Raw genomic sequence first — 23807 nt, 5'->3', positions numbered from 1 at the left:
GAGGCCGTCGGCCCGCCCGTCAGCGCGCCGAGTCGTCCGGCACGAGCGGCGCGTGGCTCCCGCCGTGGGCGACCCGGCCCGACGTGTCGGCCCACCCGGGGACGACCACCCCGGCGACCACGACCACCGTCATCGCCCCGGCGGCCGGCCAGGCTGCAGCCCGCCTCACCCGGCCAGTTCGGCGGCCCAGCGCCCGGCGGCGGCGCGGAGGGCGGCGGGCTCGGGCCCGGCGGCGAGGACGTCCCGGGACACGGTGGGGACGACCGCGGTGCCGGCGCCGAACAGCCGGCGCAGGTCGGCGACCGAGCCGCCCTGGGCGCCGAGCCCCGGAGCCAGCACCGGCCCGCCGAGCCCGTCGAGGTCGACGTCCAGCCGCGGCAGGGTGGCACCCACGACGACGCCGAACGAGCCGGTGGTGGGACCCCACCGGCCTGCTCCGTCCCGGACGGCGGCGACGTCGGGCAGCGGGTCGCCGACGACCCAGCCCGGCGTGTTCCAGCCGCGCACGGTGTCGACGACGACCTGGGCGACCGTCCGCTCCCCCACCCGCGCGTGCTGCAGCGTGCCCGCGTCGGGGTTGGAGGTGCGGGCCAGCACGAACAGCCCGCCGCCGTACCGGCGGGCGGTGTCGACCGCCGGTTGCAGCGCGCCCGGCCCGAGGTAGGGGCTGACGGTGAGCGCGTCGGCGGCCAGCGGGTGCTCCGGACGCAGGACGTCGGCGTAGGCGTCCATCGTGGAGCCGATGTCGCCGCGCTTGGCGTCGAGCAGCACCAGCGCGCCGGCGGCCCGCGCCCGCGCCACGGCGTCCTCCAGCACGGCCAGGCCCCGCGAGCCGTGCCGCTCGTAGAACGCCAGCTGGGGCTTGAGGACGGCGACCGTGCCGGCCAGGGCGTCGACGACGGCGTCGGTGAACCGGGCCAGGCCGTCGGGGCTGTCGGGGAGCCCCCACCGCTCCAGCAGCGGCACGTGCGGGTCGATGCCGACGCACAGGGGTCCCCGGGCGGCGACGGCGAGGGCGAGCCGCTGACCGAACGGCGCGCTCACCGGGACTCCACCGCGCGCGGCAGCGTCTCCCCCAGCGCCGTGATGCAGTCGCGCGCCAGGTACGGGTCGGCGAAGGCGCCCGCCGCCGACTGCACCGCGTCGGCGCCGGCGGCGAACAGCGCCTGGAACGAGGCGGGGTCGGTCACCCCGCCCATGGCCAGGACGTCGAACCGGTGCCCACCCGCCTCCCGGAGGGCGACCAGCCGCCGGGTGAGGTCCAGCGCCGAGTCGCGGACCGCGACGCCGGACAGCCCCGCCAGCTCGCGGCCGGGGAAGGTGGCCTGCCCGTCGCTGCGGCGCACCCGGCTCTGCAGGGTGTTGATGCCCGCGACGCCGTCGACCAGCGGCGCGAGCCGGGGCACCAGCGCGGCCAGTCGTGCCTCGTCCAGCCAGGAGAGCTTGGCGACCAGACCGGTGCGGTCGTCCAGCGCCCGCCGCACCGCCTCGACCACGGCCACCGTGGCGTCGGCGTCCAGGCACAGCGGCGGCTTCACGCCGGCCGCGGAGCGGTCCAGCGTGTTGGGGCAGGACAGGTTGAGCTCGACGACGGGCGCGCCGGCCTCCTCGGCCATCCGCGCGACCAGGGCGAAGTCGCCGGCCAGGGCGGCCAGGCCCGCGCCGTCGACGTCCTCGCCCATGACGCTCACCAGCAGCAGCTGGTCGTCGGCGAGCGCCGCCAGCGACCGCTCGAGGTCGGGCATCCACTCGTCCGGGGCCAGCGACGGGACGCCGAAGGAGTTGACCGTGCTCACCGCCGGCGATCCCGGGTCGACCCAGCCCCACGGGTCCGCGGTCACCTCGGCGACGGCGCCCGGGCGGAGGCTCGCCGTCTCCCGCGGCGCGAAGACCCAGTTCGGCTGGGCGTTGGGCTCGTGGGCGCGGCTGCGGACGGTCTTGTAGGTCAGCACGCTGTAGCCGTTGGCCGCGAAGTGGCGAACCCACTCCTCGCCGCCGTTCAGCACGCAGGCCGGCACGCCGATCGGGAAGCCCACGGAACGCCCGAGCACGCGCCAGCGCCGTCGCCCGGCCGTCGGCCGCCGGGGCAGCCGCGGGCCCAGCGGGCGGGCGAGGTTGTCCCGGTAGGAGCCCAGCACGTCGTAGGCCGGTGTCCGGAGCCCGTGCGCGGCCAGGACCTCCGCCCGTCCGGCGAAGAACAGCACCCTGGTCAGCAGCGGCAGGTCGTCGTCCCCGGCCGACCCGGACGCGAGGCGGGCCGCCAGCGCGCGGGCCGCCTCCTCCAGCGCCTCGAGCTCCGGCTGCGGCGGCCGCGCGAAGCGGGTGACGCCGGCCAGGAACGCGTTGGGCAGCCCCTCGACCAGTCCACGCCCGACGAGGTCCTCCCGCACCCGGCGGACGGCCCCCGCCGCGACGACCGCGGTCACCGCCGCGGCGCCGCGGCGGTCAGCGCGGCGTGGACCTCCTGCAGGCTGCGGACGCCGACGTCCCCGTGGCGCAGCGCCTCGATGCCCTGCACCGCGGCCGCCAGCCCCTGCACCGTGGTGATCGACGGGATGCCGGCGGCGACGGCGGCCGTGCGGATCTCGTAGCCGTCCAGCCGCGGTCCGCTGTTGCCCGGGGCACCGAACGGGGTGTTGACGACGATGTCGACGTCACCGGCGAGGATCCGCTCCACGACGTTGCCCGGGCCCTCGCTGAACTTGCCGACCTCCTCGCAGGCCACACCGTTGCGGCGCAGCACCTGGGCGGTGCCGGCGGTGGCCAGCACCCGGTACCCGAGGTCGGCCAGCCGCTTGACCGGGAAGATCGCCGAGCGCTTGTCCCGGTTGGCCAGCGACACGAACACCGTGCCCGCGACCGGCAGCGGGCCGTAGGCGGCGGCCTGCGACTTGGCGAACGCCGTCCCGAAGCCGGTGTCGAGGCCCATGACCTCGCCGGTGGACTTCATCTCCGGGCCGAGCACGGTGTCGACGTTCTGCCCCTCGACGGTGCGGAAGCGGTGGAACGGCAGCACCGCCTCCTTGACCGCGATCGGCACGTCGTCGGGCAGGTCCGCACCGTCGCCGCCGGCGGGCAGCACGCCGGCGGCGCGCAGGCCGGCGATGGTCTCGCCGACCGCGATGCGGGCGGCGGCCTTGGCCAGCTGGACGGCGGTGGCCTTGGAGACGAACGGCACCGTGCGGCTGGCCCGCGGGTTGGCCTCCAGGACGTAGAGGATGTCGTCCTTGACCGCGTACTGGACGTTCACCAGCCCGCGGACCCCGATGCGCGCGGCCAGCTTCTCCGTCGCGGCGCGGATCCGCACGAGGTCGGCCGTGCCGAGCGTGATCGGCGGGAGCGCGCACGCGGAGTCGCCGGAGTGGATGCCGGCCTCCTCGATGTGCTCCATGACGCCGCCGAGGTAGAGCTCGGTCCCGTCGTAGAGCGCGTCGACGTCGACCTCCACGGCGTCCTCGAGGAACCGGTCGACCAGCACCGGGTGCTCGGGGCTGACGTCGGTGGCCTTGGCGATGTACGCCTCGAGGGTGGCGTCGTCGTAGACGATCTCCATCCCGCGGCCGCCCAGCACGTAGGACGGCCGGACCAGCACCGGGTAGCCGATGCCGGCGGCGATCTCCCGCGCCTCGGCGAAGGTGGTGGCCGTGCCGTGCTTGGGCGCGAGCAGTCCGGTGTCGTGCAGCACCCGGGAGAAGGCGCCGCGGTCCTCGGCGGCGTCGATCGACTCCGGCGAGGTGCCCAGCACCGGGACGCCGGCGTCCTTGAGCCGCTGGGCCAGGCCGAGCGGTGTCTGCCCGCCGAGGGTGCAGACGACCCCGGCCACCGGCCCGGCCGCGCGCTCGGCCTCGACGACCTCGAGGACGTCCTCGAAGGTCAGCGGCTCGAAGTACAGCCGGTCGGCGGTGTCGTAGTCGGTGGAGACGGTCTCGGGGTTGCAGTTGACCATCACCGCCTCGTAGCCGGCGTCCTGCAGCGCCATCACCGCGTGCACGCAGGAGTAGTCGAACTCGATGCCCTGGCCGATCCGGTTGGGCCCCGAGCCCAGGATCAGCACCGCCGGCTTCTCCCGCGGCTCGACCTCGGTCTCCTCGTCGTAGGAGGAGTAGTGGTACGGGGTGCGCGCGGCGAACTCCGCGGCGCAGGTGTCCACGGTCTTGTAGACCGGCCGGATGCCCAGCCGCCACCGCAGCAGCCGGACGCCGTCCTCCCCGGCCAGCTCCGGCCGCAGGGCCGCGACCTGCCGGTCGGACAGCCCGTACCGCTTGGCCCGGCGCAGCAGGTCCGGGGTGAGCGAGGGCGCCTCGCGCACCTCGGTGCCGACCTCGTGCACCAGCGCGATCTGGTCGACGAACCAGGGGTCGAACCCGCTGGCCCCGGCGACCTGCTCGACGGTGGCGCCCGCGGCCAGGGCGCGCTCGGCGAGGTAGAGGCGGCCGTCGACCGGGGTGCGCAGGGCCTCGAGCAGCTCCTCGGCGGTCGAGCCGTCGGCTGCGCGGCCGCCGGCACCCCCCGCCCCGACCGCGGTCCAGAACCCGGCCACCGACGTCTCGGTGGAGCGCATCGCCTTGCCGAGCGCCTCCGGGAAGTTGCGGCCCAGCGCCATGACCTCGCCGACGCTCTTCATCGTCGTGGTCAGCCGCGGGTCGGCCCCGGGGAACTTCTCGAAGGCGAACCGGGGGATCTTCACCACGACGTAGTCCAGGGCCGGCTCGAAGGACGCCGGGGTGACGCCGGTGATGTCGTTGGTGATCTCGTCGAGGGTGTAGCCGATGGCCAGCTTCGCGGCGATCTTGGCGATCGGGAAGCCGGTGGCCTTGGACGCCAGGGCCGACGACCGGGACACCCGGGGGTTCATCTCGATGACGACCAGCCGCCCGGTCTCGGGGTGGACGGCGAACTGGATGTTGCAGCCGCCGGTGTCCACGCCGACCGCACGCAGCACCGCGATGCCGACGTCGCGCATGCGCTGGTACTCGCGGTCGGTGAGGGTCATCGCCGGCGCGACGGTCACCGAGTCGCCGGTGTGCACGCCCATCGCGTCGATGTTCTCGATCGAGCAGATGACGACCACGTTGTCGCTGCGGTCGCGCATCAGCTCGAGCTCGTACTCCTTCCAGCCGAGCACCGACTCCTCGATGAGGACGGTGTGCACCGGGGAGTCGGCCAGGCCGTGGCCCGCCATGCGGCGCAGCATCGGCTCGTCGGTGGCGATGCCCGAGCCGAGGCCGCCCATGGTGAAGCTCGGCCGGATGACGACCGGGTAGCCGACCTCCTCGGCGGTGGCGATCGCCTCCTCCACCGACGCGCAGACCGTGGAGCGCGGGGCGTCGGCGCCGATCGACCGGACGATGTCCTTGAACATCTGCCGGTCCTCGCCGCGGTTGATCGCGTCGACGTCGGCGCCGATGAGCTGGACCCCGTACTTCTCCAGGACGCCGTTCTCGTACAGCCCGATCGCGATGTTCAGCGCGGTCTGCCCGCCGAGGGTGGCCAGCAGCGCGTCGGGACGCTCCTTGGCGATCACCTTCTCGACGAACTCCGGGGTCAGCGGCTCGACGTAGGTGGCGTCGGCGACCTCGGGGTCGGTCATGATCGTCGCCGGGTTGCTGTTGACCAGGCTGACCCGCAGCCCCTCGGCCTTGAGCACCCGGCAGGCCTGGGTGCCGGAGTAGTCGAACTCCGACGCCTGGCCGATGATGATCGGCCCCGAGCCGATCACCATGACGTGCTGCAGATCGGTCCGCCTGGGCATCAGGCGTTCCCCTCCCCGGTCGTGGCCGTGACGACCGGGGGCGGACTGACGGCGTCCCCGGTCTCGCGGGCGGTCTCCATCAGGTCGACGAACCGCTGGAACAGCGGCGCGGCGTCGTGCGGCCCGGCGGCCGCCTCCGGGTGGAACTGGACGCTGAACGCCGGCGCGTCGAGCAGCCGCAGGCCCTCGACGACGTCGTCGTTGAGGCCCACGTGGCTGACCTCCACCCGCCCGTAGGGGGTGTCGGTCGGCCGGTCGAGCGGGGCGTCGACGGCGAAGCCGTGGTTGTGGCTGGTCACCCGCACCGTGCCGCTGACCCGGTCGAGCACCGGCTGGTTGATGCCGCGGTGGCCGAAGCGCAGCTTGTAGGTGCCCAGCCCCAGGGCCCGGCCCAGGATCTGGTTGCCGAAGCAGATGCCGAACAGCGGCCGGCCGGCGTCGAGCACGCCCCGCACCGCCGTCACCGCGTAGTCGGCCGCGGCGGGGTCGCCCGGGCCGTTGGACAGGAAGACGCCGTCGGGTCCGGCGGCCAGCAGGTCCTCGGCCGTGGCCGTGGCCGGGAGGACGTGGGTCTCGACGCCGAGCGCGGCCAGGTGGCGCGGGGTGGCGGTCTTGATGCCCAGGTCGAGGGCGGCGATGGTGAACCGCTTCTCCCCCACCGCCGGCACGACGTAGGGGTCGTTGGCGGTGACCGAGGGCGCGAGGTCCGCGCCGGTCATGCTCTCCGAGGAGCGCACCCGCAGGAGCAGCTCGTCGGCGGACAGGCCCTCACTGCTGATGCCGGCGCGCATCGCGCCGCGCTCGCGCAGGTGGCGGGTCAGCGCCCGGGTGTCGATGTCGCTGATCCCGACGACGCCCTGCGCGACCAGCTCGTCGTCCAGGCTGCCGGTGGCCCGCCAGTTGGCCGGCCGGCGGGCGGGGTCGCGGACGACGAACCCGGCCACCCACATGCGGCGGCTCTCGTCGTCCTCGTCGTTGACCCCGGTGTTCCCGATGTGGGGGGCGGTCATGACCACGATCTGGCGGGCGTAGCTGGGGTCGGTCAGCGTCTCCTGGTAGCCGGTCATCCCGGTGGCGAACACCGCCTCGCCCAGCGTCGTCCCCACCGCGCCGTAGGCCTCGCCCCGGAACGTGCGCCCGTCCTCCAGGACGAGCAGAGCCTCACTCACCTCTGCGCCTTTCCGTCGAGCACGGTCGGGACGCCCCGCAGGAACGTCGCGACCACCCGGCCGGGCAGCTCCCGGCCGGCATAGGGGCTGTTGCGGCTGCGGCTGGCCAGCGCGGCGGGGTCGACGACCGACCGGGCGCCGGGGTCCAGCAGCAGCAGGTTGGCCGGCTCGCCGGGGGCCAGCGGGCGGCCGTGGCCGTCCAGCCGGCCGATCGCCGCCGGGCGCGCCGACATCCGGTCGGCGACGCCGCGCCAGTCGAGCCGGCCGGTCTCGACCATGGTCTGGACGACGACCGACAGCGCCTGCTCCAGCCCGAGCATGCCGGGCCGGGCACTGGCCCACTCGGTCTCCTTGTCCTCCACCGCGTGCGGCGCGTGGTCGGTGGCGACGGCGTCGATCGTGCCGTCGGCCAGCCCCGCCCGCAGCGCCTCGACGTCGGCGTCGGTGCGCAGCGGCGGGTTGACCTTGAACACCGGGTCGTAGCTGCCGGCGCACTCGTCGGTGAGCAGCAGGTGGTGCGGCGTCACCTCGGCGGTGACCCGCACCCCACGTGTCCTCGCCCAGCGGATGATCTCCACCGAGCCGGCCGTCGAGACGTGGCACACGTGCAGCCGCGCGCCGACGTGGCCGGCCAGCAGCACGTCGCGGGCGATGATCGCCTCCTCCGCCGCGGCCGGCCAGCCGGTCAGGCCCAGCCGCGCGGAGAGGTCGCCCTCGTGCATCTGGGCGCCGGTGGTCAGCCGCGGCTCCTCGGCGTGCTGGGCGACGACGCCGTCGAGTGCCTTGACGTACTCGAGCGCGCGGCGCATGAGTGCGGGGTCGGACACGCAGTGCCCGTCGTCGGAGAAGACCCGCACGCGGGCGGCGGAGTCCGCCATCGCACCGAGCTCGGCCAGCCGCTCGCCCGCCAGCCCGACGGTCACCGCCCCCACCGGGACGACGTCGACCAGCGCGGCCGCCCGGCCCAGCCGCCACACCTGCTCCACCACGCCCGCGGTGTCGGCGACCGGGTCGGTGTTGGCCATGGCGTGCACCGCGGTGTAGCCGCCCAGCGCGGCGGCGCGGCTGCCGGTCTCGACGGTCTCGGCGTCCTCGCGGCCCGGCTCCCGCAGGTGGGTGTGCAGGTCCACCAGCCCGGGCAGGGCGACGAGCCCGGCGGCGTCGAGCACCTCGGCGCCGGTCGCGGACAGCGACCCACCGACGGCGGCGATGCGGCCGTCCCCGAGCAGGATGTCGGCGGCGTCCTCGCCGTAGGGACGGGCGCCCTTGATCAGGTACGTGCTCACGCGGGCTCGTTCCCTCCGAGCAGCAGGTACAGGACGGCCATGCGCACGGAGACGCCGTTGCCGACCTGCTCGACGATCGTGGAGCGGGGGGAGTCGGCCACCTCGGCGGCGATCTCCATCCCGCGGTTCATCGGGCCCGGGTGCATGACGATCGCGTCGTCGCCCAGGGCCCCCATGCGGCGGCCGTCGAGGCCGTAGCGGCGGCTGTACTCGCGGGCGCTGGGGAAGAACGAGGCGTGCATCCGCTCCGCCTGGACCCGCAGCATCATCACCACGTCCGCCTTCGGCAGGACGGCGTCGAGGTCGTAGGACACCTCGGCCGGCCAGCTGCCCACGCCGACCGGCAGCAGCGTCGGCGGCGCCACGAGGGTGACCTCCGCGCCGAGGGTGTGCAGCAGCCGCACGTTGGAGCGGGCCACCCGGCTGTGCAGGACGTCACCGACGATGGCCACCCGGACGCCCTCGACCCGGCCGAGCCGGTGCCGGATCGTGTAGGCGTCCAGCAGCGCCTGGGTGGGGTGCTCGTGGGTGCCGTCGCCGGCGTTGACCACGCTGCCCCGGACCCAGTGCGCCAGCCGGTGCGGCGCGCCCGACGCCGAGTGCCGGACGACGACGGCGTCGCTGCCCATCGCCTCGAGCGTCAGCGCGGTGTCCTTGAGGCTCTCGCCCTTGGAGACGCTGCTGCCCTTGGCGGAGAAGTTGATGACGTCGGCGGACAGGCGCTTGGCCGCCAGCTCGAAGGAGATCCGGGTGCGGGTGGAGTCCTCGTAGAAGAGGTTGACCACCGTGCGGCCGCGCAGGGTGGGCAGCTTCTTCACCTCGCGGCCGGCCAGCGCCCGGTCGATCTGCGCGGCGGTGTCGAGCACGAGCGTCGCGTCGGCCCGGTCGAGGTCGGCCGCCTCCAGCAGGTGTCGCTTCACCGGTCCTCCTGCCCGTCGATCAGGAACACCCCGTCGGCGCCGTCCACCTCGGCGAGCTGGACGCGCACCTGCTGGGTGCGGGAGGTGGGCACGTTCTTGCCCACGTAGTCGGCCCGGATCGGCAGCTCCCGGTGCCCGCGGTCGACCAGCACGGCCAGCCGCACCGCCCGGGGCCGGCCGAGGTCGCGCAGCGCGTCGAGGGCGGCGCGCACCGACCGGCCGGAGTAGAGGACGTCGTCGACGAGCACGACCACCCGGTCGTCGATGCCCCCCGCCGGCAGCGTCGTCGGCTCCAGGGCGCGGACGCCGCGGCGGCGCAGGTCGTCGCGGTGGAGCGTGATGTCGACGGTGCCGACGTCGACCGGCGTGCCGGAGAACGCCTCGATGCGGGCGGCCAGCCGGCGGGCCAGCGGGGCACCGCGGGTCGGGATGCCGATCAGCACGAGGTCGGCCAGACCGCCGGTCTGGTCCCCGTCGCGGGTGCTCTCCGCCCGCTCGATCAGCTGGTGGGCCATCCGGTCGACCACGCGGGTGACGTCCGCGGCGGTGAGGAGGGTGGTGGCCCCGGGCGCGCCCAGGGCAGGTTCGGACGAACGGGCCAAGATGGCCTCCTTCCCCGCCTCACGGGACGGGTCGTTAAAGGAGTGGTCGGACCGGGAGCGACGGTACTGCACGCCCCGATGTGACCCGCACCGCGCCCGGAGGGTCCACGATGTGGGGCCGAGTCACCCTTGGTGAGCGTCCTGGTGTCGCCGACCCCGCGAGACCAGTACGCTCCGTGACGACAGAACGCCCACGACGACGGACAGTGAGCAGGAAGCGATGAGCACCGACTACTCACGGGCCCTCGGTGCCCGGCTCCGCGCCATCCGCAACCAGCAGGGTCTCAGCCTCCAGGGAGTGGAGGACAAGTCGCACGGCAGGTGGAAGGCCGTCGTCGTCGGCTCCTACGAGCGTGGCGACCGGGCGGTGACCGTGCAGCGGCTCTCCGAGCTCGCCGTCTTCTACGGCGTGCCGGTCTCCGAGCTCCTGCCGGACCCGCGCCCCAGCTCGGCGGTCACCTCGACGACGAAGATCGTGCTCAACCTCGAGTCGCTGGGCTCGCTGCCCGCCGACGAGGCCGGCCCGCTGGCCCGCTACGCGTCGACGATCCAGGCCCAGCGGCACGACTACAACGGCAAGGTCCTCTCCATCCGCGCCGAGGACCTCAAGTCGCTGGCGATCATCTACGACATGAGCCCCGACGAGCTGACCAGCCGGCTCATCGAGTGGGGCGTGCTCTCCCCGGGCATGGAGAGCGTCGTCGGTTTCGGGGGCGACGAGGACGAGGACGAGGTCAACCCCAACTGGGAGCGCCGCCGCACCCCGCGCTGAGGCAGACCCCGTCCTCCGCACCGCCCGCGAGCCGGCGGCGGTGGCCTGGACGGGCCGTGGAGCCCCGGACGGGGCCGCGGACGCGAGGCCCCTGACCGCAGCCGGTCAGGGGCCTCGCGCGCGTCCGGGCGGCCGCACGCGGCGGGTCCACCCGCCGCAGGGGACGGGAACTGTCGGCAGGGGCCCCTAGCGTCCGCGGTACCGCACCGACCCCCGAGGAGCCCGCCATGACCCTGCCCGACCCGGTCCCCGTCGTCCCGGACCGGGAGCTCGTGCTCGCCGTCCGCCGGCGCACGGCCCTGCGCCGCGCCCAGCGCCAGCGCTCCGCCGCCCGGATGGCCGCGATGCTCGTCGCCGCGGGGCCGGCCACCGGCCCGCGCGACTGAGACCCCGGGCGGGTTCGGCCCCCGGACGCGCGCGAGGCCCTGCCGCGGGGTGCGGACAGGGCCTCGGCGGGACGGGGGATCAGCTGGTGGGCACCTCGGTGTCGAGGATCGCGCCCAGGACGCCGTTGACGTAGGCCGGCGAGTCGTCGGTGGACAGCGCCCTCGCCAGCTCCACCGCCTCGTCGATGACCACCGCGTCGGGCACGTCCTCGACCCACAGCAGCTCGAAGACCGCCATCCGCATGATGGCGCGGTCGACGTCGGGCAACCGGTCGATGGACCAGCCCCGGGCGTGCCGGTCGATCAGCTCGTCGATCCGGGCGGAGTGCTCCACCGCCCCCTCCACCAGCCGGACGGCGTGGTCGGGCACCGGCGGGTGCCCGTCGGCCACCCGCTCGCGCAGCAGCGCGATCGGATCCGAACCGCGCAGGTCGGCCTCGTAGAGGACGTCGACGGCACGCTTGCGCGCCTTGGTGCGGGCAGCCATCGCCGGACGGGTCGTCAGTTGGCGCGGCCGAGGTACCGGCCGTCGCGGGTGTCGACCTTGAGCTTGTCGCCGGTGTTGACGAACAGCGGGACCTGGATCTGCGCGCCGGTCTCCAGCGTGGCCGGCTTCGTGCCGCCGGTGGAGCGGTCGCCCTGCAGGCCCGGGTCGGTGTGCTGGACCACCAGCTCCAGGGTCACCGGGAGCTCCACGTAGAGCGGGTTGCCGTCGTGCACCGCCACGACGACCTCGGTGTTCTCCAGCAGGTAGTCCGCGCCGCTGCCCACGGTCTGGGCCGGGACGTGGATCTGGTCGTAGGTGTCGCCGTCCATGAAGACGAAGTCGGTGCCGTCCTTGTACAGGTACGTCATCGAGCGCTTGTCGACGTTGGCGGTCTCGACCTTGGTGCCGGCGTTGAAGGTCTTGTCGACGACCTTGCCCGAGAGCACGTTCTTCAGCGTGGTGCGGACGAACGCGCCGCCCTTGCCCGGCTTGACGTGCTGGAACTCGGTGACGGTCCAGAGCTGGCCGTCGAGGTTGAGGACCATGCCGTTCTTGAGGTCGTTGGTGGTAGCCATCTAGAGGACCAGCAGTTCCTTGCTCGTGAGGGTCAACAACTCGGGCGTGTCACCGGTGACGACCAGCGTGTCCTCGATCCGGACCCCGCCGTGCCCGGGCAGGTAGACGCCCGGCTCCACGGTGACGGCCATGCCGGCGGCCAGCGTACCCGCGCCCAGCTGCCCGATGCCCGGCGCCTCGTGGATCTCCAGCCCGACACCGTGGCCGAGGCCGTGGGTGAAGTGCTCGCCGTGGCCGGCGGCGGCGATGACCTCGCGGGCCGCCGCGTCGACGGCGACCACGTCGGCGCCGACGGCCAGCGCCGCCCGCCCGGCGGCCTGGGCCGCGGCGACCAGCTCGTAGACCTCGCGCTGCCAGTCGGCCACGACCCCGCGCGACCCGCCGAGGACCAGCGTGCGGGTCATGTCCGAGTGGTAGCCGTCGACGGTCGCGCCGAAGTCCAGCTTGAGGAAGTCGCCCTCGGCCAGCACGGTGCCGTCGGGGCGGTGGTGCGGGATGGCGGAGTTGGCGCCGGTGGCCACGATCGTCTCGAACGACGGGGCCTCGGCACCCATCGCGAGCATCCGGGCGTCCAGTTCCCGGCCGACCTGCAGCTCGGTGCGCCCGGGCCGCAGCGCACCCTCCGAGGCCAGTTCGGCCAGCGCGGCGTCGGCCACCGCGCAGGCCCGGCGCAGCGCGTCGATCTCGTCGTCGTCCTTGACCGCCCGCTGCGCCTCCACGGCACGCTGCACGCTAGCCAGCTCGGGCACCGTCGCCCCCGCGGCCGCGTCGGCCAGCACCGCCTCGAGGGCGTGCAGCCCGTCGACGGTCAGGTGGTGGCTCTCGTAGCCGATCCGCCGGGCGGGCGGGTTGCCCGACCGGGGCCGCACCGCCTCCCGCGCCAGGGCCGACACGGTCGCGCGGTCGACCAGCAGCTCGACGTCGGGGACCTGGGTGCCGGCCTGGGTGGTGTAGCGGCCGTCGGTGCCGAACAGGTCGGCGGAGGACGAGTCGGTGCGCAGCAGCAGGGCACCGTTGGAGCCGGTGAAGCCGGTCAGGTACCGCACGTTGAGCAGGTCGGTGACCAGGACGGCGTCCAGACCGCGCTCGGCCGCCGTCGCCCGCAGCGCTTCCCGCCGGGCGGCGTGGTTCATCGGATCCCCCGGGCGACGAGCCACTGCAGCGCCAGCACGTAGCCCTGCACACCGAGGCCGGCGATCACCCCGTCGGCCACGCGCGAGACGTAGGAGAAGTGCCGGAACTCCTCCCGCCGGTGGATGTTGGTGATGTGCACCTCGACCAGCGGCCCGTTGAGCGCGGCCAGCGCATCGTGCAGCACGACCGAGGTGTGCGACCAGCCACCGGGGTTGATGACCACCGCGTCACCGGCGTCCGAGGCGGCGTGCACCCAGCCGAGCAGCTCGCCCTCGGAGTCGGTCTGGCGCACCTGCACCTGGACCCCTAGCTCCCGTCCGGTGACCTCCAGCAGCTCGACCAGCTCGCCGTACGTCGTCGTCCCGTACTTCTCCGGCTCGCGCAGCCCGAGCCGGCCGAGGTTGGCGCCGTTGAGCACCTGGATGGTCATGCACCCTCCGATACGGCCGCCCACGCGGCGTCGAGCCAGGCCTGGTCCGGGTCGGCCAGGATCTGCGGGTTGCCCAGCCCGTCGAGGACGACGAACCGCAGCGAGGCACCGCGGGCCTTCTTGTCCACCCGCATGACCGACTGCAGCTGCGCCCAGTCGCCGTCGTAGCGCGTGGGCAGGCCCATGGCCGCGACCAGGTCACGGTGCCGGTCGACCTCGGCCCGGGAGAGCAGCCCGGCCTGACCGGCGAGCTCGGCGGCGAAGACCAGGCCGACCGCGACCGCCTCCCCGTGCCGCCAGCCGAAGTCCTCCACCCGCTCGATGGCGTGCGCCAGGGTGTGCCCGTAGTTGAGGAACTCGCGCCGGCCGGTGTCGAACAGGTCCTCCCCCACCGCGTCGGCCTTGACCTGCACCGCACGCTCGATGAGCTCGGCGGTGTCGCGCCGTCCCGTCGGGTCGGCCTCGAGCAGGTCGAGGATCGCGCCGTCGGCGATGAAGCCGCACTTGACCACCTCGGCGAGGCCCGAGCGGAACTCCGCAGCGGGCAGGCCGGCGAGGACGTCGGTGTCGGCCAGCACCGCGGCCGGCGGGTGGAAGGCGCCGACGAGGTTCTTGCCGGCCCCGGTGTTGATCCCCGTCTTGCCGCCCACCGCGGCGTCGACCATGCCGAGCAGGCTGGTCGGCAGGTGCACCACCCGCACGCCGCGGACCCAGGTGGCGGCGAGGAAGCCGGCCAGGTCGGTCACCGCCCCGCCGCCGACGCCGACCACCGCGTCCGAGCGCGTCAGGCCCAGGCGGCCGAACTGCTCCCAGGCCCCGGCGGCGACCTGCGCGGTCTTGGCGGCCTCCCCGTCGGGGACGACGACGGCCTCCGCCGCCACGCCGGCGGTCTGCAGCGTCTCCACCGCGGCGCCGGCCAGGGCGGCCAGCGGGGGGGCGTGGACGACGGCGGCCCGCGCGGTGCCGGCGAGCACCAGGCCGAGCTCGACCTGCGCCCCCGGACCGATCACGACGTCGTAGGGCTTCTCACCGGAGACGGTCACCCGCCTCACGAGCTGGCCCGCGAACGCAGGGCGGCGGTCACGTCGGCGACCACGTCGCCGGGCTCGCGCCCCCCGGTGGGCACGGTGAGGGTGGCGACCTCGGCGTAGAGCGGCGCACGGGCCAGCAGCAGGTTGCGCAGCGTCGCCCGCGGGTTCATCCCGAGCACCGGCCGCTCCCGGCCCAGCCCGACCCGCTGCGCGGCGGAGGCGAGGTCGACGTCGAGCCAGACGACGGTGCCGCCCGCGCCCCCGTACCCGACCAGCAGCGCGCGGGTCGCGGCGCTGAGCACCGCGCCGCCGCCGAGGGCCAGGACGCCGTCGTGCGCGCCGAGCGCGCGGGCCACGGCCTGCTCCTCCAGGGAGCGGAAGAAGGGCTCGCCGCGCTCGACAAACAGGTCAGCGACGGTCTGGCCGGTGACGTCCTCGATGTCGGCGTCGGTGTCACGGAAGGGGACACCCAGCAGCTCCGCGACGGCGGTGCCGACCGTCGTCTTGCCCGACGACGGCGGCCCGACCAGGACCAGGAGCGGCCGGCTCGGCGGCTCGGCGGGGCTCATCGGATCGCCAGGTTGTCGAGGTAGGCCTGCGCGTTGCGGCGGGTCTCGGGCACCGAGTCGCCGCCGAACTTCTCCAGTGCGGCGTCGGCGAGCACGAGGGCGACCATCGCCTCCATGACGACGGCGCCGCGGGGCACCGCACACGCGTCGCTGCGCTGGTTGATGGCGACCGCGGGCTCCCCGGTGGCGACGTCGACGGTGGCCAGCGCGCGGGGCACGGTCGAGATCGGCTTCATGGCCGCGCGGACCCGCAGCACCTCGCCGTTGGTCATGCCGCCCTCGATGCCGCCGGCCCGGTCGGAGAGCCGCTGCACCCGGCCGTCGGCCAGCACGATCTCGTCGTGGGCGACCGACCCGCGGCGGCGGGCGGTCTCCAGCCCGTCCCCGACCTCGACGGCCTTGACCGACTGCACGCCCATGAGCGCGGCGGCCAGGCGGGAGTCCAGCCGGCGGTCCCAGTGCACGTGGCTGCCCAGGCCCGGCGGCAGCCCGTGGACGACGACCTCGATGACCCCGCCCAGGGTGTCGCCGTTCTTCCGGGCGTCGTCGACCTCGGCGACCATGAGGGCACTGGTGGCCGGGTCGGCGCAGCGCACCGGGTCCTCGTCGATGCGCGGGTTGTCCTGCGGGCCGGGGACGATCCCGTCGGGGACGACGACCGGCCCGATGCCCACCACGTGGCTGACGACCTCGACGTCGAGGGCCTGGCGCAGGAAGGCGCGGGCGACGGCGCCGAGCGCGACCCGGGCCGCGGTCTCCCGGGCGCTGGCGCGCTCCAGGACCGGGCGGGCGTCGTCGAAGCCGTACTTCTGCATGCCGGCGAGGTCGGCGTGCCCGGGCCGCGGCCGGGTGAGCGGCGCGTTGCGCGCCTGCCCGGCGAGGACCTCGGGGTCCACCGGGTCGGCGGACATGACCGTCGTCCACTTCGGCCACTCGGTGTTGCCCACCTGGACGGCGATCGGCCCGCCCTGGGTGACCCCGTGCCGGACGCCGCCGGTGAGGGTGACGACGTCCTGCTCGAAGGACATCCGGGCGCCGCGGCCGTGCCCCAGCCGGCGGCGGGCGAGGTCCAGGTCGAGGTCGGAGGTCTGGACCCGCACGCCGGCGGGCAGGCCCTCGAGGATGGCGGTGAGCTGCTGGCCGTGCGACTCACCGGCGGTCAGCCAGCGCAACATGCCCCGGATTGTAGGAGGAGGGCCCGTCCGCCCTTCCCTCGCAGCCCCGGGCGGGTCCCCGGAGGGTGGCCGTTGCGCTCCCTCACCCCGTGCCGGCGAGCGCCAGTGCCCACGCGGCCCCGACCAGCAGCGGCGGCCCGAACGGCACGGCGGTGCGCCACCCGGCCCGGCCGGTGGCCAGCAGCACCAGGGAGACCGCGGCCCCGGTCAGCAGCCCCAGGAACACCCCGGCCAGCAGTGCGCCCCAGCCCACCCAGCCGAGGACCAGCCCGAGCAGGCCCATCAGCTTCACGTCGCCGTACCCCAGGCCCTGCGGGGAGGCCAGCGCACCCAGGGCGGCCAGCCCGAACGCGGCGGCCGCGGCGAGCAGGGCCCGCACCAGCGCCGTCCAGGTGCCCAGGACGGCGGCGTCCCCGAGCAGCGCCGTGACGACGACGACGGCGGCCGGGGCGGTCACCCGGTCGGGCAGCCGGTGGGCGGCGAGGTCGACGGCGGCGAGGACCACCCCGGCCGCGGCCGTCCACGCGAACGCCACGGTGGCCGGGCGCAGCCCACCGAGGGCGAGCGCGCCGCCGAGCGCGGCCGCGAGCACGGCGGTCGTCCCGGCGACCCGCGCCCGGGACGCGACGGCGGTGTCGTCCCGGGCGGCCAGCCGGACCGTGACCCGGGCCAGCCACGGCCCGAGCAGGACGGCGGCCACGACCGCGACGCCGGCGACGGTGGCCGCCGGCAGCGCTGCGGGCACCGGCGTCAGCGGGCGTGCAGCGCCGCGCGCATCGCCTCGATGGGCGCGGGCCGGCCGGTCATGAGCTCGACCTGCACGGTGGCCTGCCAGAACAGCACGTCCAGCCCGCCGGCCACGCTGCCCCCGGCAGCCGCGACCGCGGTGGCCAGCGGCGTGGGCCACGGGTCGTAGAGCACGTCCAGCACGGTCTGGTCCGGCTGCCACGGCAGCGCGGCGACGTCGGGCTGACCGCCCACGGGGACGGTGCTGACCACGACGGTCGCGTCGACCACGGCCTCGCGCAGCGAGACCACCGTGGTCGGCACCCCGAGGGTCTCCAGCACCCGCAGCAGGTCGCCCGCGCGGGTGGGGTCCCGGACGACGACGTCGACGTGCCGGGCGCCGAGCGAGGCCAGCGCCACCGCCGCGGCGGCCGCCGTGCCGCCCGCGCCCAGGATCGCCGCCCGGTCCACCTCCTCGACCCCGGCCAGCTGCAGCGCCATCCCGACGCCGGTGACGTCGGTGTTCTCCGCGCGCCAGCCCGCGTCGGTGCGCACGAGGGTGTTGGCCGCGTGCAGCAGCTGCGGCAGCGGCTCGACGACGTCGGCGACCTCCACCGCGGCCTGCTTGCACGGCATGGTCACCGAGAAGCCGCGCCACTCCTCGCCGAGCCCGGCCAGCAGCACCGGGAGGTCCTCGGCGCCGACGTCGAGGGCGTCGTAGGACCAGTCGTCCAGGCCCAGCGCGGCGTAGGCCGCCCGGTGCAGCAGCGGGGACAACGAGTGCCCCACCGGGCGGCCGAGGACGGCCGCGCGCTTCCCGACCCCCGTCCCGGCGGTGGACCCGTCAGCCACCGCAGCCGAGACCGGCCGCGGCGCACCGCTCACGGGCCGCCATGAACTCCGTGTAGTCGGCGGTGAAGAAGTGCCGCCCGTCCTCTGACTCGAGCACGTAGTACAGGAGCTCGCCGGTGGTCGGCGCCAGCGCCGCCTCGAGGCTGGCCTCGCCCGGCGAGCTGATCGGGGTGGGCGGCAGCCCGGCCCGGGTGCGGGTGTTGTACGGGCTGTCGGTCTGCAGGTCGGTGACGGTGAGGTCGTTGCCGTTCTTGCCGAGGCCGTAGGCCAGCGTGGCGTCGATGCCCAGCGGGATGCCCTGGCCCAGGCGGTTGTAGACGACCTGTGCCACGTCGGCCCGCTCGTCGTCCAGGCGGGTCTCGGACTGCACCATCGAGGCCACGGTGACGACGTCGTGCACCGACCGCCCCGCCGCGGCCGCCCGCTGCTCGAGCTGGATGGCCGTCGCGGTCTCGGTGAAGCGGGAGACCATGGCCCGGAGCATGTCGACCGGGGTGTCGTCGGGCTGGAAGTCGTAGGTCGCCGGGAAGAGGTACCCCTCCAGCTGACCGTTGGCGTAGGCCGGCAGGCCCAGGGCGGTGGGGTCGGCCGCGGCGGCCTGCAGCTCCTCGGCCGGCCGCTGGGTGCCCTCGGAGAGCCGCTGCAGGATCTGCTGCACCGTGAAGCCCTCGGGGATGGTGACCCGCGCGAACAGCCGGGTGGCCGGGTCGAGCAGCAGGTCGAGGGCCGCCTGGCCGCTCATCTGCTGGCGCATGGCGTAGACGCCGGGCTGGATGCCCGTGGCCGCCGGCTGCAGTTCCGCGGCGTCGACGAAGGGGCCCACGGAGGCGATGACCCCCTCGGCGACCAGCGTGCGGCCGATGTCGCTGAGGGTGTCGCCGACGGCGATCCGGATCTGCACCTCGCCAGTGCCCTGGCCGACGAAGTCCTCGCTGGGCGGGTTGACCAGGTTGATCAGCGCCTTGCCGCCGAGGACGATCCCGGCCACCAGGCCGGCGAGGACGACGAGGGACAGGACGACGGCCACCGGGCTGCGCCGGCGCCGGGACCGGCCGGCGGGCGGCTCGTCGTCGTCGCCGGTGCGGCGCCGGGAGCGGCGGGGCTCCTCCGGGGAGGCGCCGAGCACCTCGAGGCCGCCGGTCTCGTCGGTGTCGTCGTCCCAGGCGGAGGCGTCGGCCGGGGTGGCGTCGGTGTCGTCGGCGCGCTCACCGGGCACGCCGGGCTGGCTGCCCACGGGCTGGGCCACGGTCGGGGCGTCGTCGGGGTGGGCGTCGGTGCGCCGCTGCAGGCGGGACCAGGTGCCGGCCGGCCGCGGCGGGAGGCCGGGCAGCGGGGCCGACGGGTGGGTGCTGCCGTCGGGGCCGCCGGACGGCGGGGTGGGGAGGCCGCCGGCCTCTGCCCGGGGCAGGAGCGGTCCGGTGCTGCGGCCGTCGTCGGCCGGGCCTCCGTGCACGCCCGCGTACGGGCCGGCGGTGGTGGAGCGGAGCCCGGCGTCGACCCGGTACGGGTCGGGCGCGGCGTGGCCGGCCGGGCGCTGGCCGGTGCCCTGGCGCGGCATCGAGGCCAGCCACGCGCCGGCCGGTACCCCGCTGGGGAAGTCGGAGGAGTGCCGACCCCGCCGCGAGGACGGGGTCGGATCACTCACGAGTCCTCCCCGCTGGCGCCGGTCGGCCTCGCGAGTGCCACTGCCGCGCGCCTCGGTGCCCCCGCGAGCGCGGTCACCGGCGCTCCCGCTGAGCGTCCAGGTAGGCCTGGAGGATGACCACGGCGGCGGCCTGGTCGATCACCGAGCGCTGCTGCCGGCTGTCGAGGCCGTTCGCCCGCAGGGAGCTGGCTGCCGTCACGGTGGAGAGCCTTTCGTCGACGAGGTGCACGGGCACGGGCCCGATGCGCCCGGCGAGGGCCCGAGAGTAGGCACGCGCCTCCTTCGCCGAGGCGCCCGACGCACCCGAGAGGTGTCTCGGCTCCCCCACGATCACCTCTGTCACCTCGTGTTCCACCACGAGGGCCGCGATGCGGTCGAGGTCGGACTCGTCCCGAGCCCGGCGGACGGTCTCCAGCGGGCTGGCCAGGGTGCCGCTCGGGTCCGACATCGCGACACCGACCCGCACCGAGCCGACGTCGATGCCCAGCCGCCGGCCCTGCCTCGGCCGGCGCGGCGGGATGGGCAGCCCACCGGGCAGACCGCCGGACAGGTCGATCTGGCTGGTCTCGTGCCGCACCGGCGGGAAGCCGGCGGACAGGTCGATCTGCTCGGTCCGGTGCTGGGCCGGTGGAGGCGGCGCGGCGGGGCGCTGCCGGGTGGGCGGCGGTACCGCCGGGCGGCGTACCCGGCGCTCGCCCACCGGACCGGTCTCGTCGGGGCGCTGATCGGGCACCTCGGTCACCTCCCTGCGGCGGTCGCGACCGCCTGTTCGCCGGCCTGCAGGGCCGCGGGGATGCCGGCGGGGTCGGTCCCGCCGCCCTGGGCCACGTCCGTCTTGCCGCCGCCCCGGCCACCGACCGGAGCCGCCGCCGCGCGCAGCACGTCGTTCGCCGAGAGCCCGCGCTCCTGTGCGGCCGGGTTCAGGGCCGCCACGAGAGCCACCTTGCCCGCCGACTCCGACGCGAGCAACACCACCGCCGGGCGGTCGCCCGACAGCCGGCCCCGGACGTCGAGGGCCAGCGTGCGCAGGTCTCCACCGCCGAGGCCTGCGGGCGAGCCGGTGACCACGGCGACGCCGCCGACGTCCCGGGCCCCGGCGGCCAGCTCACCGGCCGCGGCGAGGGTCTGCTGGGCGCGCAACTCGGCGAGCTCCTTGTCGACGTCCCGCAGCCGGGCGAGCATGCCGCTCACGCGCTCGGTCAGCCCGTCGGTGGGGGTCTTCAGCAGGTCGGCGAGCTGGCGGACGAGGTCGCGCTCGCGGGCGAGGTAGCGGAAGCCCTCCAGCCCCACGACCGCCTCCACGCGCCGCGAGCCCGAGCCGACCGACGACTCACCGGTCAGCGCCAGCGTGCCGATCTGGGCGCTGCCCTGCACGTGCGTCCCGCCGCAGAGCTCCCGCGACCACGGGCCGCCGATCTCCACGACCCGCACCTGCTCGCCGTAGGTCTCCCCGAACAGCGCGAGGGCGCCGATGGCGCGGGCCTCGGGCAGCGTCATGTAGGAGGCGCTGACCCTGTGGTCGGCGCGGACGGCGGCGTTGGCGACGTCCTCGATGTCGTGCCGCTGCTGCGCGGTGAGCGCGCCCTGCCAGGCGAAGTCCAGCCGCAGGTACCCGGGCCGGTTGTAGGAGCCCGACTGCAGCGCCTGGGGGCCCAGCACCTGGCGCAGCGCGGCGTGGACCACGTGGGTGCCCGAGTGCGCCTGGCAGGCCGACAGCCGCCACTCGCGGTCGACCTCGGCCACGATCTCGGCGCCCTCGCGCAGCTCCCCCTGGAGCACGCGCACCTGGTGGGCGACCAGGCCCTTGACCGGGCGCTGCACGTCGAGGACCTCGGCCCGGCCGCCGTCCCAGGTCAGGAGTCCGGCGTCGGCCACCTGGCCGCCGGACTCGGCGTAGAACGGCGTGCGGTCGAGGACGACGCGGGTGATCTCCCCCGGCCCGGCCGGGGCGCTCTCCTGCGCCTCGTCGTCGGCGAGCTCGGAGACCACGCCGAGCACCCGGGAGTCGGTGCGCAGGGTGTCGTAGGCCCGCCAGTCGGTGGGGCCGTGGTCGGCGAGCAGCCGGCGGTAGGCCAGGACGTCGACCGAGCCGGTCTTCTTGGCGCGGGCGTCGGCGCGGGCGCGGTCCCGCTGCTGCTGCATGAGGGCACGGAAGCCCTCCTCGTCGACGGTGACGCCCTGCTCGGCGGCCATCTCGAGGGTGACGTCGATGGGGAAGCCGTAGGTGTCGTGCAGGGAGAACGCCTGCTCCCCCGACAGCCGGGGGACACCGGTCTGCTTGGCCGTGGCGACGGCGGTGTCGAACAGCGTCGTGCCCGCGGTGAGGGTGCGCCGGAACGCCTCCTCCTCGGCGTAGGCGACGCCGGAGATGCGGGCGAAGTCGGTCTCCAGCTCCGGGTAGCTGGCCTTCATCGCGTCGCGCGACACCGGCAGCAGCTCGGGCAGGGTGGCCTCGTCGACGCCGAGGAGCCTCATCGAGCGGACGGCGCGGCGCAGCAGGCGGCGCAGGATGTACCCGCGGCCCTCGTTGCCGGGCGTGACGCCGTCCCCGATGAGCATCAGGCCGCTGCGGACGTGGTCGGCGACCACGCGCAGCCGGACGTCGTCCTCGTGCTCCCGGCCGTAGTCCACCCCGGCGAGGTCGGCGGCGCGGCGCAGCACCGGGGCGACCTCGTCGATCTCGTACAGGTTGTTCACGCCCTGCAGCAGGTACGCCACCCGCTCCAGGCCCATGCCGGTGTCGATGTTCTTCCGCGGCAGGTCGCCGACGATCCGGAACTCCTCCTTGCTGCGGACGTCGGCGAGCTCGTACTGCATGAACACCAGGTTCCAGATCTCGAGGAACCGGTCCTCGTCGACCACCGGACCGCCGTCGCGGCCGTGCTCGGGCCCGCGGTCGTAGTAGATCTCGCTGCAGGGTCCCCCCGGACCGGGCTGGCCGGTGTGCCAGTAGTTGTCCTTGTAGCCGCGCCGCTGGATGCGCTCCTCGGGCAGCCCGGCGATCCGCCGCCACGCGTCGGCGGCCTCGTCGTCGTCGTGGAAGACGGTGACCCAGATCCGCTCCGGGTCGAAGCCCAGCCCGCCGCCGTCCACCGCGCCGGTGACGAGGTCCCAGGCGTGGGTGATCGCGCCTTCCTTGAAGTAGTCGCCGAAGGAGAAGTTGCCGTTCATCTGGAAGAACGTGCCGTGGCGGGTGGTCTTGCCCACCTCCTCGATGTCGAGGGTGCGCACGCACTTCTGCACGCTGGTGGCCCGCGGGTAGGGGGCGGGCTCGCGGCCGGTGAGGTAGGGGATGAACGGCACCATGCCGGCCACGGTGAACAGCAGCGACGGGTCGGGCGAGACCAGCGAGGCGCTGGGCACGACGGTGTGGCCGCGGGAGGAGAAGTGCTCCAGGAAGCGGCGGCGGATCTCGGCGGTCTGCATGGTCCTACTCGGGGGTCTGGAGGCGGGCGGAGCGGCGTCCCCCCGCGGGTGGTGAGGTGGTCAGCGGTCGGCCGTGGGCGATGCCGGGCCGGCGGCGTGCCGACCGGGCAGCTGCACCTGCTCCCCGGTGGGGAGCGGTGCGTCCAGGCCGGTGCCGGTGCGCAGTTCCTGCTCCCGCTCGGCGGCGGCGGCCCGGACGTCGGCACCGAACTCGCCGATGGCGTCGGCCAGGTCGCGCAGCCCCTCCACCAGCGCGCCCGCGATGCCCTGCGGGGTCATCTTCTCGGCCGCCCGGGACAGCTTGCGCACGACGAGCGCGCCGATGGTGATGCCCATGGCCAGCCAGAACAGCCGGCGCATCAGGCGGCCCGCCGGGCGGCACGGCGCGCGCGGCGCTCGGCCTTGTCACGAGCGGCGGCGTCGGCGAGCGCCTGCCCCTCGCGCTTCTTCCGCGCAGCGCTGCGGACGCCGTAGCTGAACGCGGCGACCTTGATCAGCGGGCTGCCGAGGGTCGCGGCGACGACGCTGCTCAGGGCCGCGACGTTGCTGGAGACGTTCGCCGCGTTGCCGGTGATGTCGTCGACCCGCTCCAGGTTGCTGTTGACGTGCGCGACCGTGGTCGAGGCCTGGCTGAGGATGGGGGCGCTCTGTTCCCGTGCCTGGCGGATGGTCAGCGTCGCCTCGTCCAGCGTGCGACCCAGCTTCAGGATCGGGACGGCGAGCAGCACCACCAGCAGCACCAGGGCCAGCGCGGCGATCAATCCGGCCCACTCTCCTGCGGACACGCGGGGTTCTCCTGTTCGTCGGCGAGCGTTCCTCGTCGTCTTCTGCCCTCGCCTGCCGGAACGGCCCGGCGGGCGTCGGCCCGG

At 75.1% G+C, this 23807-nt stretch carries 24 protein-coding genes; 2 read left to right on the top strand and 22 right to left on the bottom strand.

Features of this window, described 5'->3' with window-relative positions:
- Positions 1 to 19: 19 nt before the first annotated feature.
- Genes ACI78V_RS12130 through pyrR form a run of 8 tightly spaced genes read right to left on the bottom strand, consistent with a single transcriptional unit; the run spans position 20 to position 9729 of the window.
- Positions 20 to 169, bottom strand: coding sequence for a hypothetical protein (locus ACI78V_RS12130; RefSeq protein ID WP_456851152.1), 150 nt, complete (start codon positions 167 to 169; stop codon positions 20 to 22).
- The gene (pyrF, locus tag ACI78V_RS12125) at positions 166 to 1044 is read right to left on the bottom strand and encodes an orotidine-5'-phosphate decarboxylase (RefSeq protein ID WP_456851151.1); all 879 of its coding nucleotides are present in this window, start codon (positions 1042 to 1044) and stop codon (positions 166 to 168) included. Before pyrF ends, ACI78V_RS12130 begins: the two co-directional genes overlap by 4 nt.
- Positions 1041 to 2426: a dihydroorotate oxidase gene (locus ACI78V_RS12120; RefSeq protein ID WP_456851150.1), complete on the bottom strand. Its 1386-nt coding sequence runs from the start codon at positions 2424 to 2426 to the stop codon at positions 1041 to 1043. The genes pyrF and ACI78V_RS12120 overlap by 4 nt, the downstream gene beginning before the upstream one ends.
- Entirely contained in the window at positions 2423 to 5752 is a 3330-nt protein-coding gene (carB, locus tag ACI78V_RS12115) for a carbamoyl-phosphate synthase large subunit (protein WP_456851149.1), read from the bottom strand. The genes ACI78V_RS12120 and carB overlap by 4 nt, the downstream gene beginning before the upstream one ends.
- Entirely contained in the window at positions 5752 to 6921 is a 1170-nt protein-coding gene (gene carA, locus ACI78V_RS12110; RefSeq protein WP_456851148.1) for a glutamine-hydrolyzing carbamoyl-phosphate synthase small subunit, read from the bottom strand. Before carA ends, carB begins: the two co-directional genes overlap by 1 nt.
- Positions 6918 to 8207 carry a dihydroorotase gene (locus ACI78V_RS12105; RefSeq protein WP_456851147.1) on the bottom strand — a complete coding sequence of 430 codons (1290 nt, stop codon included), beginning with the start codon at positions 8205 to 8207 and terminating at the stop codon, positions 6918 to 6920. Before ACI78V_RS12105 ends, carA begins: the two co-directional genes overlap by 4 nt.
- Positions 8204 to 9127: an aspartate carbamoyltransferase catalytic subunit gene (locus tag ACI78V_RS12100; RefSeq protein WP_456851146.1), complete on the bottom strand. Its 924-nt coding sequence runs from the start codon at positions 9125 to 9127 to the stop codon at positions 8204 to 8206. The genes ACI78V_RS12105 and ACI78V_RS12100 overlap by 4 nt, the downstream gene beginning before the upstream one ends.
- On the bottom strand, positions 9124 to 9729 hold the full coding sequence (pyrR, locus tag ACI78V_RS12095; RefSeq protein WP_456851145.1) for a bifunctional pyr operon transcriptional regulator/uracil phosphoribosyltransferase PyrR: 606 nt from the start codon (positions 9727 to 9729) through the stop codon (positions 9124 to 9126). Before pyrR ends, ACI78V_RS12100 begins: the two co-directional genes overlap by 4 nt.
- Before the next feature lie 220 nt (positions 9730 to 9949).
- On the opposite strand from pyrR, the gene bldD reads away from it, so the two are divergent.
- Positions 9950 to 10501 carry a transcriptional regulator BldD gene (bldD, locus tag ACI78V_RS12090; protein ID WP_091217936.1) on the top strand — a complete coding sequence of 184 codons (552 nt, stop codon included), beginning with the start codon at positions 9950 to 9952 and terminating at the stop codon, positions 10499 to 10501.
- Positions 10502 to 10728: 227 nt separating this feature from the next.
- Positions 10729 to 10887, top strand: coding sequence for a hypothetical protein (locus ACI78V_RS12085; RefSeq protein WP_456851144.1), 159 nt, complete (start codon positions 10729 to 10731; stop codon positions 10885 to 10887).
- Positions 10888 to 10966: 79 nt separating this feature from the next.
- Here the strand turns inward: ACI78V_RS12085 and nusB are convergent, their stop codons facing one another.
- The 14 genes from nusB to ACI78V_RS12015 all read right to left on the bottom strand — a co-directional run bounded on the left by nusB (position 10967) and on the right by ACI78V_RS12015 (position 23723).
- A complete protein-coding gene (gene nusB / locus ACI78V_RS12080) occupies positions 10967 to 11374 on the bottom strand; it encodes a transcription antitermination factor NusB (RefSeq protein ID WP_456851143.1) in 408 nt (135 codons plus the stop codon).
- 14 nt (positions 11375 to 11388) lie between these two features.
- Positions 11389 to 11949 (bottom strand): elongation factor P, encoded by a 561-nt coding sequence (efp, locus tag ACI78V_RS12075; RefSeq protein WP_456851142.1) that lies wholly within the window; start codon positions 11947 to 11949, stop codon positions 11389 to 11391.
- Positions 11950 to 13083, bottom strand: a complete 1134-nt coding sequence (locus tag ACI78V_RS12070; protein WP_456851141.1) for a M24 family metallopeptidase — start codon at positions 13081 to 13083, stop codon at positions 11950 to 11952.
- On the bottom strand, positions 13080 to 13514 hold the full coding sequence (aroQ, locus tag ACI78V_RS12065; RefSeq protein WP_456851140.1) for a type II 3-dehydroquinate dehydratase: 435 nt from the start codon (positions 13512 to 13514) through the stop codon (positions 13080 to 13082). Before aroQ ends, ACI78V_RS12070 begins: the two co-directional genes overlap by 4 nt.
- Positions 13511 to 14557 (bottom strand): 3-dehydroquinate synthase, encoded by a 1047-nt coding sequence (aroB, locus tag ACI78V_RS12060; protein ID WP_456851139.1) that lies wholly within the window; start codon positions 14555 to 14557, stop codon positions 13511 to 13513. Before aroB ends, aroQ begins: the two co-directional genes overlap by 4 nt.
- Positions 14558 to 14562: 5 nt before the next feature.
- Positions 14563 to 15114: a shikimate kinase gene (locus ACI78V_RS12055; protein ID WP_456851138.1), complete on the bottom strand. Its 552-nt coding sequence runs from the start codon at positions 15112 to 15114 to the stop codon at positions 14563 to 14565.
- Positions 15111 to 16289, bottom strand: coding sequence for a chorismate synthase (gene aroC, locus ACI78V_RS12050; protein ID WP_456851137.1), 1179 nt, complete (start codon positions 16287 to 16289; stop codon positions 15111 to 15113). Before aroC ends, ACI78V_RS12055 begins: the two co-directional genes overlap by 4 nt.
- Before the next feature lie 82 nt (positions 16290 to 16371).
- Complete coding sequence (locus ACI78V_RS12045) at positions 16372 to 17034, bottom strand: prepilin peptidase (protein WP_456851136.1); 663 nt, start codon at positions 17032 to 17034, stop codon at positions 16372 to 16374.
- 5 nt (positions 17035 to 17039) lie between these two features.
- The gene (locus ACI78V_RS12040; RefSeq protein ID WP_456851135.1) at positions 17040 to 17867 is read right to left on the bottom strand and encodes a shikimate dehydrogenase; all 828 of its coding nucleotides are present in this window, start codon (positions 17865 to 17867) and stop codon (positions 17040 to 17042) included.
- Positions 17860 to 19512 (bottom strand): endolytic transglycosylase MltG, encoded by a 1653-nt coding sequence (mltG, locus tag ACI78V_RS12035; RefSeq protein ID WP_456851134.1) that lies wholly within the window; start codon positions 19510 to 19512, stop codon positions 17860 to 17862. Before mltG ends, ACI78V_RS12040 begins: the two co-directional genes overlap by 8 nt.
- 73 nt (positions 19513 to 19585) lie before the next feature.
- Positions 19586 to 20245 carry a Holliday junction resolvase RuvX gene (gene ruvX / locus ACI78V_RS12030; RefSeq protein ID WP_456851133.1) on the bottom strand — a complete coding sequence of 220 codons (660 nt, stop codon included), beginning with the start codon at positions 20243 to 20245 and terminating at the stop codon, positions 19586 to 19588.
- A 5-nt stretch (positions 20246 to 20250) separates the two neighbouring features.
- A complete protein-coding gene (alaS, locus tag ACI78V_RS12025) occupies positions 20251 to 22938 on the bottom strand; it encodes an alanine--tRNA ligase (RefSeq protein ID WP_456851132.1) in 2688 nt (895 codons plus the stop codon).
- Between the two features lie 60 nt (positions 22939 to 22998).
- Positions 22999 to 23298 (bottom strand): hypothetical protein, encoded by a 300-nt coding sequence (locus ACI78V_RS12020; protein ID WP_456851131.1) that lies wholly within the window; start codon positions 23296 to 23298, stop codon positions 22999 to 23001.
- Complete coding sequence (locus tag ACI78V_RS12015) at positions 23298 to 23723, bottom strand: DUF948 domain-containing protein (protein WP_456851130.1); 426 nt, start codon at positions 23721 to 23723, stop codon at positions 23298 to 23300. Before ACI78V_RS12015 ends, ACI78V_RS12020 begins: the two co-directional genes overlap by 1 nt.
- Positions 23724 to 23807 lie beyond the last annotated feature (84 nt).

The sequence above is a fragment of the Geodermatophilus sp. SYSU D00742 genome, from assembly GCF_054049935.1.
Note: the sequence above shows the minus strand (reverse complement) of the source record. Positions and strands in the feature narration are given on the sequence as shown.

What these genes read in the sequence shown, in the direction of transcription:
- carB (WP_456851149.1), bottom strand. Translation starts at nt 5,752, where the DNA reads ATGCCCAGGCGGACCGATCTGCAGCACGTCATGGTGATCGGCTCGGGG.
- aroC (WP_456851137.1), bottom strand. Translation starts at nt 16,289, where the DNA reads ATGTTGCGCTGGCTGACCGCCGGTGAGTCGCACGGCCAGCAGCTCACC.
- efp (WP_456851142.1), bottom strand. Translation starts at nt 11,949, where the DNA reads ATGGCTACCACCAACGACCTCAAGAACGGCATGGTCCTCAACCTCGAC.
- nusB (WP_456851143.1), bottom strand. Translation starts at nt 11,374, where the DNA reads ATGGCTGCCCGCACCAAGGCGCGCAAGCGTGCCGTCGACGTCCTCTAC.
- ACI78V_RS12055 (WP_456851138.1), bottom strand. Translation starts at nt 15,114, where the DNA reads ATGAGCCCCGCCGAGCCGCCGAGCCGGCCGCTCCTGGTCCTGGTCGGG.
- alaS (WP_456851132.1), bottom strand. Translation starts at nt 22,938, where the DNA reads ATGCAGACCGCCGAGATCCGCCGCCGCTTCCTGGAGCACTTCTCCTCC.
- ACI78V_RS12020 (WP_456851131.1), bottom strand. Translation starts at nt 23,298, where the DNA reads ATGCGCCGGCTGTTCTGGCTGGCCATGGGCATCACCATCGGCGCGCTC.
- aroQ (WP_456851140.1), bottom strand. Translation starts at nt 13,514, where the DNA reads ATGACCATCCAGGTGCTCAACGGCGCCAACCTCGGCCGGCTCGGGCTG.
- ACI78V_RS12070 (WP_456851141.1), bottom strand. Translation starts at nt 13,083, where the DNA reads ATGAACCACGCCGCCCGGCGGGAAGCGCTGCGGGCGACGGCGGCCGAG.
- ACI78V_RS12085 (WP_456851144.1), top strand. Translation starts at nt 10,729, where the DNA reads ATGACCCTGCCCGACCCGGTCCCCGTCGTCCCGGACCGGGAGCTCGTG.
- bldD (WP_091217936.1), top strand. Translation starts at nt 9,950, where the DNA reads ATGAGCACCGACTACTCACGGGCCCTCGGTGCCCGGCTCCGCGCCATC.